Here is a 17,091-nt window from a genome sequence, read left to right on the forward strand (position 1 = left end):
CAGCGATTAAAAGCGGACACGCCCACCATCAACAACACTTACAGGACACGACCTAAGCGGCAAGGTTGAGTTCAGGAGCTAGTCCGAAGTTGCTCTCACCACTCAACATTCGAAACGCCACGCATCAGCGCCAGCGACCGCCCATACTGCAACTCCCCCTCAACAAACGTCGCAAGCACCTCAGTCTCCGCAAGCTCCTCAGCGGAAACCTCCAGCGGATCAGCCGCAAACACCGTGACCTGCGCCCGTGCACCAGGAGCAAGCACACCCTCATCCTCAACCCCAACTGACCGAGCGGAGTGCGAGGTATACCCCTCGAGAGCCTGCAGTGCGGTAAGCCCCTGCTCCGGCTGCACCGGCGCAACACCGGGGCGTTCGACGGGCCGACGAAGGATAGAGTCGGCCATCATCGCGCGCGGGTCGAAGGGGGTCACCGGCCAGTCGCTGCCGAGCGCGAGCGTCGCGCCGGTACGCCGGATGTCCTGGCAGCGCCAGCCGCGAGCCGCGCGTTCCTCGCCGAGGCGAACCGACCAGTTGTCGCTCCGGTCGGCTTTGGTGTGATGAGTGCCGTGCACGGGCTGCATGCTCGCCGCGATCCCGAGTCGCGCAAAGCGAGGCACGGTCGAGTCCGGAATCGTCTCGATGTGCTCGATCCGGTTAGGTGCATTGCGGGCCAGCTCCCCCAGCGACTCGAAGGCATCGAGCACGAAGTCAACCCCGCGGTCGCCGATCGCGTGGGTCGCGGTGGGAATCGAGCGTTCGGCAAAGAAGCGCAGCGCCTCGCGGTAGGCCTCGGGATCGGTCCAGATCGATTCGGTGCCCTGCCCGTAACAGTCGGGCGCGTGCAGCCACGCGGTGCCGTTGTCGACGGTGCCGTCAATGAAGAACTTCACGCCCTCGATCTGCCAGCGTCGGCCGCCGCGGCCCTGCATCGCCTCGAGTTCCGCGAGCCCCGCAGCCGAGACACCCGGCATCACGAAGGGCGAGATGCGCACTCGCATCGGCAGCGATCCGGTCGCCTCGAGGTGCTCCATGATCTCGACGGTGCCCTCGTGGAGGTCGAGCACGTGCGTGGCAGTGAGCCCGGTCGCCGCCATCGCGAGCATCTGCGCGCGCACCTTCTCGGCGGCCTGCTCAAGCGTGAGCTTCGGCGCGACTTCGAGCACGAGGTTCATCGCCGAGATTTCACGCAGGTAGCCGGACACCGCGCCCTCCGCATCGGTGACGACCGCCGACTCGTCCGGAAAGGTCTCGTCGCCGGTGAGCCCGACGAGCGCGATCGTGGCGCTGTTGACGATCGCCGAGTGGGCGTCACGCATCCGCAAGAACATCGGGATGCTGCCGGTCGCCTCGTCGAAAATCCGCCCGTCGAAGCCGTGGTCGGTGAAGATATTCGGGTCGAGCCCCCAGCCGTGGAGCCATTCCCCAGCCTCAATGCTCGGCGCGACCTCCGCGAGCGCCGCGGCAACTTCGGCGAGGGACAGATCGGTGAGGTTCACACCGCGAGTGAGTTCGGTGCCCCACACGAGGTGGGTGTGACTGTCGATGAGCCCGGGCGTAATGACCCCGTTGGGGTATTCGTACACCACAGTTTCGGAGCCCTGCAGGGCGCCGATCTCCGATCGGTCGCCCACGGCGAGGATGCGCTTCCCCCGGATCGCGATCGAGGTCGCGTTCGCAGCTTCCTCGGCAAGGGTGTGAACGCGGTGGGCGTGGATGATGACATCAGCAGTCATAGTGAGGTTTCTTTCTCCAGTCAGCGAGAATAAGGGCGCGCGAGGTTCAGCTCGTCGCCTCGCCAGACACCGCGATGGCAGTGGTGTTGCCAGCTTCGAACTTGCGGCGGCTGCGGGCGATCAGGAAGATTACGGTCCCGAAGATGACGCTCGGCACCGTGACGACGAGGGCGTACACGAGCGGAGTGACCGCCTCGACGAGCTGGCCACCGACGAGCGGACCGAACGCGACACCGGTGAGGTAGACACTCGAGACGATGACCGCGGTGCGTCCGGTCACATCCATAATCGCCGCGAGGCCGAACACGAGGACGAGCACGGCACCGTACATGACGCCCCAGAGCAGGATGCTGGCGCCGTAGACCACGGGTGATTCCGCGGTGATCATGAGGAATTTCGTGACCGTGCTGACGACAACGATGATGGCAAGCGACAGCGAACGGCCAATCCAGCGCAGGGCGAGTGGTGCGAGGATCGCGCCGACGAGGCCGCCGGCGACCTTCCCCGCGAGCAGGAGACTCGAGACCTCGGGGCTGATGCCGGCACGGTCGGCGAGCGCGCTCGTCATCGAGTAGACCATGTCTTCGGTGAGCGACCATAGTCCCATCGAGACGGCGAGCAGGATGCCCACCCAGGTAATCATCGTGCCCTGCTTGATCGTCTGCACGGGACGAGTCGGGGCAGCCGATTTCGGGAGGTCCTTGCGCCCGGGCAGATTCGGCAGGCCACTTGCGACGAGCTGTCCGAAGACGCCGAGCAGGCCGATCGTGATCAGCACCGCCCGCAGGTCTCCTTGGAAGAGTGGGGCGATCGCGAGGAGGGCGGTCGCGCCGATCCGGTTGATGATCATGACGGTGGTGACGGTCTTGTCGGGGTCGGCGGTCGAGGACTGCGCCGCGGTGCCGCTCGCGAGCACAATACCGATGCCGATGCCGCCGATGACGAAGCCGGCGGTGACGGCCTCGACGGTGAGAATGATCGCGGCCCCGAAGAAGCCGATCGAGATGAGCAGGAGGCCGATTCGAGCGATGCTGCTGCGGTCGCCGCGAGCGACGAAGCGGTTGGTAACGAGCATGGCCGCGACGGAGGCGACGCTCATCGCGGTCGCGATCATCCCAGCGTGGCTGAACTCGATCCCGAGCTTGCCGACCATCGCGCCGATGAGCACGGGAACGAGATTCGCGCCCATAAATGCGACGACCATCGTGCCGATGAAGCTCAGCACGATGCGCGGCGTGAGTCGAGTGAGCCCAGCGGGCGAGGATTCGGCGGTGGATGTGGGTGCCACGTTGGCCTCCGCTGTCGAGTTGGTCAAGGGTCGACTCCTCTGTCGATGGGTTGGGTCACGAATGCGGATGATTCACACGGGATGACACTCCAAATTCGCAACTGCGGGAACGTTACCGCAATTGCGAATAGCGTAGGGGCGAATCACGCTCGATGTCAATGGCGAATCGAGGTGGATGCTCCCGCTACGGTGGAGTCATGACGCAAAAACCCGTGACCATCCTCGATATTTCCGCGGCCACGGGCCTGTCGAAGACGACGGTGTCTTCGGCGCTGCACGGCAGCGGCCGGGTATCGGAGGCCACCCGGCAGCGCGTTCTCGAGACTGCAGCGGCGATGGGGTACGTCTCGAATCGGGCGGCACAATCGCTGCGTGGCGGCAAGCATCGTGCAATTGGACTGCACCTACTCCCCTCGACCGAGTCGCTCGCGTTCTATATGGAGTTCACCTTTGGCGTCGCGAAGGTCGCGGCCGCCCACGGATACGACCTGCTGCTGCTCACCGAGGGCGGCGAGCGGCGCGATTCTCGAGCCCTCAACGTCGACGCGATTCTCGCGGTGGACCCGGTGGTCGAGGATGATTTTGTCGCGGAGGCCGTCGGGCGCGGCGTGCCGGTGGTTGCGGTCGGTCGCTATCTCGGATCGCGGGCCGCACAGCTCATGGGAACGGTCAGTGCCGAGCAGGGGATACTCGCCAAGGTCGTGCTCGACCGGTTACGTGATCGCGGCGCCGAGCGCCCGGCCCTCATTGCCATCGACAACGACTTCGCGCCCCAGTGGGCGAGGATGATTCGTGAGGCGTATGAAGACTGGTGCGAGGAGCGCGGGACTGCACCGAAGGTGGTCACTCTGCCGTTCACGCCGGGAGAGGAAGTGCTCGATGAGGCACTAGCGGAGTTCGCTGACGACGTCGACGGGCTCGTCGTCGTGCAGCAGGGTCTCGCCGCGCGGTTCATCATGCAACTCAAGCTCGCAGGCAGGCCCGTGCCGCCGATTGCAACGATGGCAGCCGACCCGAGCACTGAGCTCGGTAAGCAGGAACTCATTGGCGTGGATCTGAAACCCCGTGACTTCGGCGCTCGTGCCGCAGAATTCATCTTCGAGCAGCTCGAGATTTCGCCACCTGAACGGCAACCGGGGCAGTTCATCGTGCACGAAGCCGAGATTCTTGGTTAAGCAGTCGTCCGGCGAGCGAAGTCACCGTGGTCGATATTCCTGATGAAACCGCAGTACATATCGCTTCAAGGCGCGCAGCTCGCAAGGGAGCACTCAAGAGCGTTCCGCATTCAACGTAATTGGAAAGAACAGTTCGCCGCCGCTCGCGACGATCAACGAGCTCGAGCTGATGATGAGATTGCCAGTCTAGGCGTTTGCACGGATCTCCGAACAAATCCGGGCAAGGAGCTTCACCAAGTTGATACCCATCGCAGGCAGCGTCGTAAACGCGAGCGTGGCGTCTACGTTAACGTGAGCAGTATGGGCATCAGAATCGATCTTGGATGCTTACGAAGCCGAGCGCCTACCCATCACCGCGCAGGTTTCGAAGTTCGCAATGTCACATCTGCGAAAGATCGCCGTGGCCGAGATCCCGAATAATCTGGATGAGGATGGTCCCGAGGGCGATCGAAGTCGGGAAGAGTTTGGCAAGCTTGCTTACGCACTCAATGTGCAACAGTTCGCTGCCGAAGGTCTCAACTTTGGCTATTCATACGCTGATTCGCCGATCATCGTTGCAGACGATGGTGTCGCGCCAAGCTACACAATGGGCAGTCACATTCCGTCCACAGTGCCGGGTTGCCGCACTCCGCACGTGTGGCTCGATGAAGGTGTGTCTCTCTACGATGCGCTTGGCCTCTGGTACACACTGATCGTGGTCGGCCCCACGACAGACCTCGACTCAGCCGACCTTTGGGCGACTGAACTGAACGAGGCCGGCCTTCCGATTGACGTCGTATCGCTCCAACACTTGCAGGCTCCCGAGTGCTACGAGACTCGTTACGTCATCGTTCGCGAAGACCAACACGTTGCATGGCGGGGTAATACACTCCCCGAGAACGCGACCGAATTTGCGCATTCGCTGGGCGCTATTGCTGTCACCGAAGCCGTTGCGTAGCTAGTTCCAGAAGTCGATCCTTCGTCTGGATGCCGTGGCTTACTCGAAGAGCCAGCCACGGCATCCCAAAAGTGCCAGAGCGTGATCACAATCGGATGGACGAAGCTCGTTGATCAGAGGCGGCGTTCGCGGGCAGAGCGCGAGCGCTGGGGCCGGATGCACCGTATACGTTCACGTCGCGACATAATCTCTTTGGTGCATTTAGCTTGGTGGGAAGGAGTGATGGGGCTTCCAGACTCTTCGAGACCTACTAATTCAGGTGCGGAAAGAACTCAACGGTGAGACTGACAGCCGCTGCGAAATGCACCCAGCGGCATGCACGGTCACATTCACAGCATTGGTCACCTTCATGACACCAGGCGCGAGTACCGCAACTACGATGGATGCTCCGCCCGCCGCAATCAGTGACCGTCGCGGAAGTGCGAAGGCCAGCCATGCACTCTACTGCCCCGGTTCCTCAACCAGCAGCCACGCCACTGGCACCGCGACCGCCATGAGCAGCAGCGTGGCCCAACAATGGCCTACCCGACACCTCGACACCGTCGTGTTAAGCTCACTCCCCTACCTGCGCCGCAGCCCCGACTAAGCAGGACTTACTCAACGATTCGAGCTAGCCCTTGTTCCCGCATCAACGTCATTATGCCTTCTCGTCGGTCGAACACATACGCCTCTGCAAGGAGCGTGTTGAACCGGTGGGCAAGACGAGGGTCTTCTTCAGATACGGGAACCGTAAGCAACGAGCCGGTGCGGTTCTTCAGGAGCATCGCGTTGGCAGTAAACAGCGCAGTACGCTTGTTTCCGTCCCAGAACGGCTGTGCCTTGGCGAGCGACACAAACAGCTCGATCGCCTGGGATTCTGGTGTTGTATCCGGCCGCGCGAGCACAGTGTCAATGAGCATCTCGAGTTCCTCGCGAGTCATCGCATCCGGCTCGTGTCGACCAAACTCCGTCTGTACACCAATGCGCGCTTCTGGCGTGCGCAGGTCACCTGGATGCAATGAAGCGCTTCGAGTGAGCTGCGCGTTCAGTCCCACGATGAACCGGGCATCGATGGTCTGGCGATCACTGTGTTCAAGCACGTACCGGGCTGCATCTCGAAGGTCTTCGAGGAGTGCCAGGTCAGCACGTGACCTTACACCCTCGGTCGATCCGGAGCGAAGGAAGTTCTCGGTGTCGAGGCGCCCGGTGTCCAGACCGTCAAATACTTTGCCCGCGGAGTAGATCACACCAACAAGATCAGTGACGTTAAGCTTCTTCACCAGTGCTCCTTTCTGCTGAGGCTGAGCCGTAGTGCGGGTCTGCGCGGTTTGTTGCGTTGACAGCGCTTCCGGTGCTGTCAGTGTATTTGCCAACCCAAGATCATCTCATCTAAATGATCGGCTTATCGTCGCCCGTCGGGTCAAGCGCAGGGTTCAGACTGCTGGGCGTGAAACCTCCAACCCTCCAATACAGTGCAAGGGGAATGAGCGACCGGAAAGAGCATCGTTCCGCCTTCGGAATGATCTACACGCGAAGGCGGAACAATGTCGTTTCAAGGGCGACACCCGTCCTTTATGCCTGGACCTTCCCGACCGCTGGAACTTCATAAGGCGCTAGGTGCACGTTCGAATCAACCTTCTTCGCAGCGAAAATAAGCAGGCCGCCGAGAGCGCACCCCAATGCACCCACCAGTGTGAAGGCCATAGCTGATGCCATACCCCCAGCAATAAGTGCAGTGAGGATGAAACCAGCGATAACAGCTCCGGGTTGGCTGACTGCGAGGACGAAGGTTCCACCTGTCGCACGACAGCTCGGGTCGTAGCATTCCGCGATGTAAAGGAAGAGGGCGGATGCAGGTCCAAGCAGACAGAACAGCCCCAGTGCGTAGACGACTACCGTGAGCCATACCGGCATGTCGGTCAGCAGCATTACTGCAAATAGTGCGCCACCGATGATCCAGCCAGCGCCAATCAGATTGCGTCGGTTTACTTTGTCGCCCATCCAGCCGAAAAAGACATATCCCGCGGCCGCAACGAGGTTCACAATGACAAGGAGCGGGGCGACGAGGGCGAAATCCAGTCCTTTCGTATCAGTGAGAACGGTAGAACCGAGAACGCTGAAGCACTGAACTCCAAACCAGTTGCCGGCGAAAGCGAGACTCAGAACAACAGTATTTCGCAAGCGTGGGCCAGTAAAGATTGCGGTTACGGGCGAGCGATCCGCCGCCCGTAAGTTATAGGCGTCGACGAGAACGTCAGCATCTGCATTGCGGCTGTCGGCGCGAAGCTTTTTGACCTCGCGCATCGCGAGGAACTGGGGCGACTCCCGCAGAGTACGCCGGATGATGAGCACGATTAGTCCGGGAATCGTGGCAAGCAGGAACATCCACTGCCACTGACCGTGACCGATAGCAAGGCCGATGACAGCTACGAAACCAGAGGCGAGAAGAGCTCCGACTGGCCACCCCGATTGAACAATGCCGTAAAAGAATCCACGACGTCGGCGAACCTTTTCGTCGTCGCTGAGCTCGTAAACCTCATTGAGGTAGGTCGCGTTGACGGTTTGCTCGGAAAGCCCCAAACCACTGAGCGAACGGACGCCAACCATCATGGCGGTGTTGACCGAGACAGCTGTCAGCGCCGAGGAAAGCGCGGTCCCGCCGACCGTAATCATCATGCCCTTCCGGCGCCCGAAGCGATCAACAATCGGGCCGATGATGAGCACCACTATTGCGCCGCCCAAAGTCGTAAGCGTTGCTATCAATAGTGCTTGGCTGTCGCTCCAGCCCAAATCTTCCTTAATTACTGGAAGCAAAGTTCCAAACAAAATAAAGTCGAAAACCGCGATAGTCCAGGCGAAGAATGCGATAACTGTCGCCGATCTGGTCTCGCGAATCGAAAAGCGTTTTGGCGGAATGAGACTCTTGGTCATTTCATAGATCCGTTTCTAGAAGTACTGCGGTGATTCTTTGACTCACTGGTCACGTCGTGTCTTCAGCGAAGTGGGAGTTGCGGTTCGTCAACGGTGACGCAGAGCTGGACCATGGACACCACTCTTGCCCGCAAAGGGAGGGAGCACCACCATCTCGGTCATGCTCTTCGATATTTCTAATCTCAGCCTTGAGATTTCCCCGAACACACAAGTTTCATGCATTCGATTGCACTCATGCTATGCCGAAGAGAATCTTTCTGTCAAGACACCAGCAATTACAACGCCAGTCATCAAACCAGTGGATGCAAATCCACTACGCAAAGGCTTGCGCGACCGTTGCGCAACGTCTGTATTGTGGCGGGCAAGCTGACCGTTGACAATATGCTTCGGTAAGGTTGGCATCCTGGATCAATAGACTTGATGTGGCGCCAAGGGCGCTGGACCACTGAGCCCAAGGAGGACACCGTGCGAAATGTGACACTTGCTGAAATTGCTCAGCGCGCGGGAGTCCACCTCTCGACCGTTTCGCGCTCACTAAGTGCAAATCCCTCCGGGGTCAGCGAGCCAACGGTAAAACGAATTCAAGCCATAGCTAATGAAATGGGATATCAGCCTGACCCTGCCGCAGGCATGCTCAGGACAGGTCGTAGCCGTGTAATTGGAGCAGTCGTTCCTCGTCTTACCGATTATGTTCTTGCGCGCATATACGAGGGAATCGATGAATCCGCGCGATTAAATGACTACCAAACTTTTATCACTGGCACGAATGATGATGTTAATCTGCGCCTCTCTCGAATCGATAGCCTCATGGCGCGTCGAGTGGAAGGTGTCATTGTCGGTGATGCGCGACTTGATGGCGATGAACTAGTCGGGTACCTCAAGCGCCGTGGAATACCCTACGTACTCGTCAACCGACGCCTCCGTGGGCACCTCTCGGTGACAACTGACGATGTAAAGGGTGGCCATCTGGCCGCGGATCATCTCATCGAACTCGGCCACACAAAAGTCGGTGTCGTAGCAGGGCCTGAGTTTGCCAGCACGTGTGTTGAACGCACGTATGGATTCGTGCAGCGCTTCCTAACCGCGGGGATCGGCGTGCCAGATTCACACATCGTTACCTCGAGACCCGACGCCGAAGGCGGCTACTTTGCGGCATCACAGCTATTAAGAGATCACCCTGACATTACGGCAATCTTCGCCATCAATGACTTTGCGGCAATAGGTGCCTACGGAGCATCGCGGGAAAATGGTCGCGAAATCGGCGAAGACATTGCGATTGTCGGGTTCAACGATGTTCCTTTGACGCGCTTCATGTCCGTTCCGCTTACCTCCGTCCATTCGCCCATGTTTGAGATGGGCCAGAAGGCTGCGCAGCTGCTTACCGAAGTGATTGCTAGCGAATCGAAAGAACAGCATGAGTCGGTGTTGCTGGAGCCGGAATTACGTATTCGCGAATCAAGCACCGGGATGCGTTCCTCCCCCGCCTCGTAAGGAAGCCTTGGGTCGAGAGGACGCACGGTCAGGCTCACCTACATAGGTTCCGCAAAGCGGCTTCGGATCTCTTCGTCGGAAGCGCCCGATGAAATGAGAAGTAATAGCAACAGCCGAGCCTTGAGACCGTCAAGCATGCGGCTGCCAATTACGCCATTTTCTAGTAAATCGCGTTCCGACCCCGGGAAGGCATATGTCGCTTCATAGGTCTCGCCACCTCGAGAACGAGAAGTCATTACGACAGGAATTTTACCGGCGATCTCACTAATTGCCGCCATTTCTTGAGCAGGAACGTGTCCACCTCCGAACGCTTCAATAACGAGACCGTCGTATTCTCGCGGAATGGTTGTCCGAAGTCCGCCCAGATCGGACCCTAGACTAAACTTGAAAATCCCAACTCGTGCAAGTGGCGTCGAGAGACGACGTCGATCGATGGGTACAGTTCGTTTCTTCGGGACTAGCCCGATCCAGACACGGTCTTCGGTCACCATCCCAATCGGACCGGCATTCGGCGACTCAAAAGCAGCAATTCTTGAAGAATGCACCTTTTGGACAAACCGCGGCAGATGAATCTCATCGGCAAACACAACCAGTGGGCCAATACTGCGAGCTTCTTCGGAGGCCGCAACACGTATGGCAGAGAGCATGTTCGCCGGTCCGTCGGCACCAGGCAATCCTGCATTGCGCATCGCGCCAGTTAGTACCACGGGCGTATCTGTCCGCAAGAGCAGATCAAGGACAAAAGACGTCTCCTCCAAGGTGTCAGTCCCTTGAGTAATGACGAACCCGTCGACTGTGCTCGCTTGGCTTTCTATCAGTGATGCGAGTTCAACGAGGTCCTGAACAGTCAAATCCCCCGATGGATATTGACGAAACGTTGTGGCCTCCACAATTGTCGCGACAGACTCGACTGCCGGGATTGAACTCAGGAGATCGGTTGCAGTCAGTGAAGGTACTGCGTCTTCACCGTCATCATTGCCGACCGAAGCAATTGTTCCGCCGAGCGCGATCATAGAGATGCGTGGAAGTTTAGTTGACACCTGGGGATCCTTCGAAAGATTCAAAATTTAGAGTAGTAAGCGGCCTGCCAGTACTCTTTTCTTGGCAGGCCGCTTAGAGGGAGTGAGTGGACTAGCCGAGTTCTCGATCGAATGGGTACCGGCTATTTTCGGCGAACGGGAACCGCTTTCGGAAATCATCAGCTACGTTCTCAAACGTTTCAAATGTCACACCCGGGTGTCGCTGGATGTGCTCGATGAGTCGTTCAAGCATGAGGAGGACTTGTGGCCGCCCAGAAACGTCGGGGTGAAGGGTGATAGGGAAGATTGCGTAGTCGTATTCTCGGTAAACCCAGTCAAACTGATCGCGCCACATTTCTTCAATATCACGAGGGTTCACGAACCCGTGACTATTCGGGCTACCCTTGATGAACATCATGGGCGGCAAGTCGTCTACGTACCAGCTGAAGTTGATCTCTACGAGGTCAATTTCCTCACCGCGAACAAGCGGTTTCATCCAGTGCTCGGCTGGCTTAGACAGGTCGATCTTTGTCCACGAATCTCCTGTCCGAGCATAGAACGGTTGAAAATCGTGGAAAGCCTGGCTGTGATCGTATTTGAACCCGTTTTTCAGGAGAAGGTCGGTTGTGACGTCGGAAAGCTCACACCAGGGTGCGATGTATCCACGTGGACGCTGACCCGTGTACTTTTCGATCAGTTCAATTGATTTGTTGAGGACGTCTTCCTCTTGCTGCGGCGTCATGTCGATTGGGTTCTCGTGTGAGTACCCGTGCGCGCCCACTTCATGCCCAGCCTCGTTGATCTGCTCAATGCGGTGAGGGAATGTCTCAATTGAATGCCCCGGCGCAAAGAAGGTGGTTTGCAGTTCGTACTTCTTAAACAAATTGAGGAGTCGAGGAATGCCCACTTCGCCAGAGAACATACCGCGCTGAATATCAGCGGGGGAATCTTCCCCACCGTATGAACCGAGCCATCCCGCAACTGCATCGATATCTGTTCCGATGCAGACCTTGATTTCCTTAGCCATTTATATCTTCTCCGTTGTAGATAAGGCGGGAACTCCGGCGCGTACACGTTCGCGGACAACTGCCCCACGAACGACGTTCGACTACAAGAGTTCGTGCATACGTTTGCGTGAACAACACTAACGACGTTGAGTCAATTGGTCAAGCATCCTTCAAAACGGCTTGTTCTCTAGCTTCTCTGCCCGCGATGGCGTCCTTCTTGCCGCGTGCGAAGGATTGCGCTGGGCACAAACGCGCGAAAAGAGCGTTCAAGCTCTGAAGCAAGCACCTGCTGGATGACAAAGACGATCGTCGTCACGTCCGAGTCGGCGTCAACACTTGAACTCTGCGACCGTGATTCCTGGCGCACAAGATCCGGGCGTGCGATTACCGCACCCACACTTTGCACAAGAAGGAGACCAACCGGGGTATGGATAGTGCCTTTCGAGCGCAAGATTTTCCCGCCATGCACACGCACAAGTGCATCGAGCCAGACAGCATACTCGGCCCAATCAGTTGTTGGCGCTAGTTCAGCCGTCCACACGACCGCCGGCTCGGCTGCAACTTCTGTGGAGTCGTCGAAATCGATGGCGCGTGGCAGCGGCTCGTCGAGATGTCGTTCGCGCCCGTCGGCTGCCGCGAGGATCTCGGCTGTGGGGTTTAGCCCACGCAAGACTCCAGACGTGTGTTCTACTTGGTCGGCGTCGACGAGATCTACCTTCGACACTACGAGTTCATCCGCGAACTGCACTTGCGCCCGCGCAAGCCGTTCATGACAGAGTTGTCTGACTCCGTTCGCCCCATCAACGACCACCGTCACATTGACCAGCCGAGCGTTTTCTTTCAGCACGGGATCGTGAGTGAGCAGCGAGACAAGTGGCTCAATTGCAGCTACGCCGGTCGTCTCCACGAAGACGGACTTGGGTTCGTTTCTCCGTTGGGATTCGTCGACGAGCGTCACCAGAGTTTCACGGAACTCGTCTATTCTCTCGCAGCAAATACAGCCCCCATTTATTGAAACAATGTCGGGCACGGAAGAGCGTGCGCCGTGCGACCAATTAGACCGGAGAGTCGTGTCGTCGACGCTGGTTTCAGCGACTTCATTGACGATCACATACGGTGCAGCCTCGGCCTGCTTCAAGTGATTGGCTAACCAAGTAGTCTTTCCAGCCCCGAGAAAGCCACCGATGATGCGTACATGGATCATGTCGCTGACTCCCCGGATAGTGCAGTGATTTGCGCAGGATCTAAAGGGTCCAGCACTGACCCGGTGAGTTTTTGCGCAGCACCTTGCAGGTCGCTAAGGCTTGCGACCAATACTTGAGCGCCCGATTTTGTGGAAACGCTCATTGCAAACGCCCCCGGGTACACCGTTGCGCGCAACCCGAGGTGCTGCATGGCAGCATCGGCAGCGGCGGCGAGCGCGGAGCGAGCCCTTCGTCGTTCACTCAACGAATCGGCAATTCCCGCGGAATACCAGTCGACGTTCACTTCGACTGAGCGGCAGTTCCCACACATAACTATCCCCTTTGAATGCAGCGTCGTTATGGGGTGAGTTTACGCAAACCATTGCACAGGTCAAGTGCAACGACGAACTACTGCCTAAAGCAGTGCCTCATCGACTACCCCATTCCTATGGGCATCAAATAAGGCGAGCCGGCATCTGCCGGTTGAAGGCGGGCTTTCAAATGAGTAGCGCGCGATACGACCGCCTCAATCCAACGTAAAAGCGTCAGCTAATACTGCTTCAGTGCGGTGCGCCTCCCGCAAGCTCCAGGCACGGCTTTAGGCGGTCAGTGCAATCAGTTGCCTTCAAACCACCTCGGTACTTTCGCGAATGGCGCGACCCGAGAACAGTCAACGCTCAAGTGGCCGGGAATCTCGAGAAAAGTGCGCATCACGCCCGCGACCAACAGACTCTACAAAGCCGAAAAAGCTCCTGCTCGATACATTCAAATGCCCGAACAACGTCGATCGACCCTTGCTGCAAGCTCCGCGATCTCAGCGAGCTTCTCAGCGAGATGCGCGGATCCTTCCACTACGGAAAGGATCCGCCTCAGCCCCCGCTACTCCCCCGTGTGCACCTGCACCGAAGGCTCCAACCGCTCGGCATCAACGACTTCGGCCCAGGCCTCAACGCCATATTGGAATGCCACAATGCCGGCCTCCGGCAGCGCGATCTCGATGGCCTCCAGAATCTCCTGTGCCGACAGACCAAGGTCAAGGCCTACTTGGATATGGCTCTTGAGCTGCGGCTTCGGCGCACGCATTACCGTCAAACTCAAGATGAACAGCAGTTCCTTCGTCTTCGGGTCAAGCAGGCGCTTACCCAGATACGCGGCATTCACAACATTGTTTGCGGCTTGCAGCACCGGGAAATCCGCCGCCGCCATTATCTTGTGATAGTCGAGCACGTATCCACGGCTCGCGGCCATCTGGTCAACATATTCCTGAGCATTAGTCATGGTTTGTTCCTTTCTTAGCCTCATCTGCGGTTCGGATGAGCAGCTGAGTTTGATCTTCGTAGTACTTCACGAGTTCGGTGTGGTCTGGGTTCTCGCCAAGAAGCTGTCTCGCGTCGCTAGAGATCGAGCGTGCAAGGTCAGTGATCGGGGTTGGTACCTCGTCGGTCAACTGAGCAGCAATGCCCAGGTCTTTGAGCATCAAATCGAACGCAAAACCCGCGTCAAAACGCCCCGTAAGGATGCTGTTGGGATATTTCACTTCGGTGGCTTGGCTTCGCCCGGTGGATGCGTTGATCACCTCAACCATGGTGTCCGGCTGAATTCCAAAGGAGTTCGCAGCGGTAATGATTTCCGCAGCTGCCAAAAGGTTCGTCGCCGATAAGAGGTTATTGAGTGCCTTCGCCGCATCCCCGCTGCCCACAGGCCCCACGTGAATGACCTTGGTCCCCATCCCTTCCAGAATGGGAAGCGAGCGCCGGAATGCGGCTTCCGTACCACCCGCCATAATCGAAAGTTCAGCGCTAATCGCCTTTCGCTCGCCTCCGGATACGGGTGCGTCGACGAATTCGAGTGATCGCTGCTCAGCCAATTGCCCAAGTTTCTGCGCACTCGTCGGCACAGACGAGCTCATATCGATAATGAGTGATCCAGGCGCAAGCTGTTCCATGAGCGGTGACTCGCCAATGAGCACAGACTCGACGATGTCGGAGTTTGGCAGCATCAGAACGGTGGCGTCGACATCGGTTGGCACATTCTCCAGCGATGCGATTGCCGCACATCCAAGTTCGTCGGCGAGTGCCTGTGCAACGTCTGTTCGTGTATCGAATAGCACGAGGTCGTGTCTGGTTTTGGTACCGAGGTTTCGAGCCATCGGCTTACCCATGGTGCCGAGCCCGATAAAGAGAATTTTCATTCGTTATTGTCCAATCGTCTGAAACAAATTTGCGTCGATTCGAGACAAGGCGTCGCGAAAATATGCGCTGAAGCGCTCGGGATTTTCAGCATGCGGGAAGTGCCCGAGGTCAGGCATCGAGATGAATTCAGCTCCGGGAATGCGAGAAGCTAAGTCCGCGACGTCATGAGCAGGGACAGTCGTGTCATACTCTCCGCCGAGCAGAACGACCTTCGTTGGAAGCTCACCGAGCGATTCGATTTCATCGGTGAGATCCCATTCCACATAGTGTTCGATGTCCGTCGTGTAGGAGCGATATCCGCCCCTTGTGTACCCCCACCACACGCGGTCTCGCCAGGATTTGGGTGATTTCGGCGCCATCAACCCAAATGTCCACTCCGCAGCTGCGATGTTTTGGTTCACGTCCGCGGCACCGAACCAACTCGCTAATCGCTTTGTCACCTGCACACCTGCTTGCGCCGCAATGACTCCGCGAAAGCGGGCAGGGTATCGGAGTCCGGCGCGGACAACCGCAGCTCCAGCCATCGACGCACCGAATAACACAGGATGCTCGAGGGAAAGTGCATCGCTGATGCTCTCGATGGTCTCGAGGTATTCGGATTCGGTCAGGCTGTAATCGGCTCCGGTCTTCCCCCATGGCACTTGTGACTTTCCGTGCCAGGGTAGGTCCACGGCAATCAATTCAACGCCGTCCGGCAAGAACTGACTTAGGCCGTGATACTGGCTCGAGTCACTTCCCGCTGTAGGGAAACACAGCACCGGCACACCCGCCCCGGTCCGCTCGACATAGACATCGCACGCACCATAGGAACTGTGCAAGATTCGCACATACGATCCCTGCAATGTTGGCGCGGGAGGTGGAATCGACAATTCAGAGTCCATCCCTCGCAAGATTTCGTGGGCACGACGGACCAACTGCAGATGTCGCTGGAACTGACGCTCACTTCCCACGAGACGTACATCACCTCGTAAAACACAGGCGAGGATGGATTGCCAGCCAGCTTCCGGATTTCTCGACGCCAGTCTCGCCCACGTTGCTCCATCAGCACGGAGCGCGAAGTCGACCTCGTCGGGCCGACCCGCAAGTACAGTGCCTTCGACGACATTCACCGTAACCGACGCTGAATCATCGTTATGCGAACCATCGTCAACACTGTGGTCTCGCTCGAATCGGAATGCGACCGTGAGGCCTCGCGCGAGCGTCACGAACCCTGCGTCATTTGAAATTCGCGAAAGGTTATTGGCCCACACGGACTCCTCCAACCACACTCGCCAGATAGGACAGTTCGCCATCAACGCTCGGGTGGCGGGAAAGCTCATGTTCGTCGTGCCCACTGATAACCGCAACGTAGTCGCCGGTCCGAATTTGCTCGAGCACACGATAGGACGTGGGCAGATCGCTCATCGATTTGAAGAGCATGTCCCGCTCGATCTCTTCATGAAAGTGCCCCGCGTCACTAGCAATGAGAACGGTCCCTTGATGCGTATCCACTTCTACGACACACTGCCCCGGTGTGTGCCCACCGACCGTGATCATCCGTACACCCGGCATGACCTCGGCGGTGTCCTCGGTCAGTTCGAGAGTTCCCACCGAGTGAAGTCGCTGAAGCTCTGCAATCTCCTTGGGTTCCGCGAAGTGCGCGAAAAGTGGTTTGGATGCGATCGGTCCAGTCCAGAACTCGTATTCAAGTCGCGAGATGAGTGCTCGTTCGGGCTTGAGCCGATGGACGTTGCCGACGTGATCATAATGCGCGTGCGTAATGATCAGTGCCGCCGGATTCAATGAAATATTCAGCGATTCGAGAGCCGTAATCGGATCGATTATCACTTCGCGGTTCCTTGATACCGCGGCATCTCGGTCAAAGCCCGTATCGACAATGATCGTGGTGTCGCCATTCCTGAGTACCCACAGGTAGTAGCCAAGCGAATACGGGACGTCTTCTTCGTCGTACCATTCGTAATTTAGGAATGCATCACTTTTCTTGGCCGTTCGTTGGCCATGTTTGAGGATGATGATTTCCCAACCTGCAGGATTCATAGTTCTCTTCACTGGATCTGGCTGGATACACGATCCAGCTACTGGCGGTCGTCTCATTTCGCAACGATGCGATGACTAGAACTCTGGTTCAGGAAGTGAGTTGTGTCCAATTGAT

Annotated in this window: 14 protein-coding genes; 3 read left to right on the top strand and 11 right to left on the bottom strand. The window is 57.9% G+C overall.

The genetic code is table 11. The features are described 5' to 3' along the window. Positions 1-95: 95 nt before the first annotated feature. A complete protein-coding gene (locus ACTHXA_RS13045) occupies positions 96-1,736 on the bottom strand; it encodes an amidohydrolase (protein ID WP_441673066.1) in 1,641 nt (546 codons plus the stop codon). Between the two features lie 46 nt (positions 1,737-1,782). Next, positions 1,783-3,051: an MFS transporter gene (locus ACTHXA_RS13050; protein WP_441673068.1), complete on the bottom strand. Its 1,269-nt coding sequence runs from the start codon at positions 3,049-3,051 to the stop codon at positions 1,783-1,785. 170 nt (positions 3,052-3,221) lie between these two features. Here ACTHXA_RS13050 and ACTHXA_RS13055 point away from each other — a divergent pair, with 170 nt between their 5' ends. Together ACTHXA_RS13055 and ACTHXA_RS13060 are read left to right on the top strand one after the other, a co-directional pair. Next, on the top strand, positions 3,222-4,199 hold the full coding sequence (locus ACTHXA_RS13055) for a LacI family DNA-binding transcriptional regulator (RefSeq protein WP_441673070.1): 978 nt from the start codon (positions 3,222-3,224) through the stop codon (positions 4,197-4,199). Positions 4,200-4,518: 319 nt separating this feature from the next. Further along, positions 4,519-5,136: an aromatic-ring hydroxylase C-terminal domain-containing protein gene (locus ACTHXA_RS13060; protein WP_441673072.1), complete on the top strand. Its 618-nt coding sequence runs from the start codon at positions 4,519-4,521 to the stop codon at positions 5,134-5,136. Positions 5,137-5,729: 593 nt separating this feature from the next. On the opposite strand, the gene ACTHXA_RS13065 is transcribed toward ACTHXA_RS13060, so the two are convergent. After that, positions 5,730-6,395 carry a Fic family protein gene (locus ACTHXA_RS13065; RefSeq protein ID WP_441673074.1) on the bottom strand — a complete coding sequence of 222 codons (666 nt, stop codon included), beginning with the start codon at positions 6,393-6,395 and terminating at the stop codon, positions 5,730-5,732. Positions 6,396-6,687: 292 nt separating this feature from the next. Continuing rightward, a complete protein-coding gene (locus ACTHXA_RS13070) occupies positions 6,688-8,046 on the bottom strand; it encodes an MFS transporter (RefSeq protein ID WP_441673076.1) in 1,359 nt (452 codons plus the stop codon). 420 nt (positions 8,047-8,466) lie between these two features. Here ACTHXA_RS13070 and ACTHXA_RS13075 point away from each other — a divergent pair, with 420 nt between their 5' ends. After that, positions 8,467-9,537 (top strand): LacI family DNA-binding transcriptional regulator, encoded by a 1,071-nt coding sequence (locus ACTHXA_RS13075; protein ID WP_441673078.1) that lies wholly within the window; start codon positions 8,467-8,469, stop codon positions 9,535-9,537. 38 nt (positions 9,538-9,575) lie between these two features. Here the strand turns inward: ACTHXA_RS13075 and ACTHXA_RS13080 are convergent, their stop codons facing one another. The 7 genes from ACTHXA_RS13080 to ACTHXA_RS13110 form a co-directional block, all read right to left on the bottom strand. Further along, positions 9,576-10,577: an asparaginase gene (locus tag ACTHXA_RS13080; protein WP_441673080.1), complete on the bottom strand. Its 1,002-nt coding sequence runs from the start codon at positions 10,575-10,577 to the stop codon at positions 9,576-9,578. Between the two features lie 91 nt (positions 10,578-10,668). Then, positions 10,669-11,583, bottom strand: coding sequence for a polysaccharide deacetylase family protein (locus tag ACTHXA_RS13085; RefSeq protein ID WP_441673082.1), 915 nt, complete (start codon positions 11,581-11,583; stop codon positions 10,669-10,671). A 167-nt stretch (positions 11,584-11,750) separates the two neighbouring features. After that, positions 11,751-12,767 (bottom strand): CobW family GTP-binding protein, encoded by a 1,017-nt coding sequence (locus tag ACTHXA_RS13090; RefSeq protein WP_441673084.1) that lies wholly within the window; start codon positions 12,765-12,767, stop codon positions 11,751-11,753. Positions 12,768-13,626: 859 nt separating this feature from the next. Beyond that, complete coding sequence (locus ACTHXA_RS13095; RefSeq protein WP_441673086.1) at positions 13,627-14,025, bottom strand: carboxymuconolactone decarboxylase family protein; 399 nt, start codon at positions 14,023-14,025, stop codon at positions 13,627-13,629. After that, on the bottom strand, positions 14,018-14,938 hold the full coding sequence (locus ACTHXA_RS13100) for an NAD(P)-dependent oxidoreductase (protein WP_441673088.1): 921 nt from the start codon (positions 14,936-14,938) through the stop codon (positions 14,018-14,020). The genes ACTHXA_RS13095 and ACTHXA_RS13100 overlap by 8 nt, the downstream gene beginning before the upstream one ends. 3 nt (positions 14,939-14,941) lie before the next feature. Continuing rightward, on the bottom strand, positions 14,942-16,189 hold the full coding sequence (locus ACTHXA_RS13105; protein ID WP_441673090.1) for an alpha/beta fold hydrolase: 1,248 nt from the start codon (positions 16,187-16,189) through the stop codon (positions 14,942-14,944). Further along, positions 16,176-16,976, bottom strand: coding sequence for an MBL fold metallo-hydrolase (locus ACTHXA_RS13110; RefSeq protein ID WP_441673092.1), 801 nt, complete (start codon positions 16,974-16,976; stop codon positions 16,176-16,178). Before ACTHXA_RS13110 ends, ACTHXA_RS13105 begins: the two co-directional genes overlap by 14 nt. Positions 16,977-17,091 lie beyond the last annotated feature (115 nt).

This window comes from Gulosibacter sp., assembly GCF_052090685.1.
GTDB lineage: Bacteria > Actinomycetota > Actinomycetes > Actinomycetales > Microbacteriaceae > Gulosibacter.

Bases quoted from the DNA above. Each gene is read 5' to 3' on its own strand.
- ACTHXA_RS13070 (WP_441673076.1), bottom strand. From the start codon at position 8,046: ATGACCAAGAGTCTCATTCCGCCAAAACGCTTTTCGATTCGCGAGACC.
- ACTHXA_RS13055 (WP_441673070.1), top strand. From the start codon at position 3,222: ATGACGCAAAAACCCGTGACCATCCTCGATATTTCCGCGGCCACGGGC.
- ACTHXA_RS13085 (WP_441673082.1), bottom strand. From the start codon at position 11,583: ATGGCTAAGGAAATCAAGGTCTGCATCGGAACAGATATCGATGCAGTT.
- ACTHXA_RS13075 (WP_441673078.1), top strand. From the start codon at position 8,467: ATGTGGCGCCAAGGGCGCTGGACCACTGAGCCCAAGGAGGACACCGTG.
- ACTHXA_RS13045 (WP_441673066.1), bottom strand. From the start codon at position 1,736: ATGACTGCTGATGTCATCATCCACGCCCACCGCGTTCACACCCTTGCC.
- ACTHXA_RS13090 (WP_441673084.1), bottom strand. From the start codon at position 12,767: ATGATCCATGTACGCATCATCGGTGGCTTTCTCGGGGCTGGAAAGACT.
- ACTHXA_RS13095 (WP_441673086.1), bottom strand. From the start codon at position 14,025: ATGACTAATGCTCAGGAATATGTTGACCAGATGGCCGCGAGCCGTGGA.
- ACTHXA_RS13100 (WP_441673088.1), bottom strand. From the start codon at position 14,938: ATGAAAATTCTCTTTATCGGGCTCGGCACCATGGGTAAGCCGATGGCT.
- ACTHXA_RS13110 (WP_441673092.1), bottom strand. From the start codon at position 16,976: ATGAATCCTGCAGGTTGGGAAATCATCATCCTCAAACATGGCCAACGA.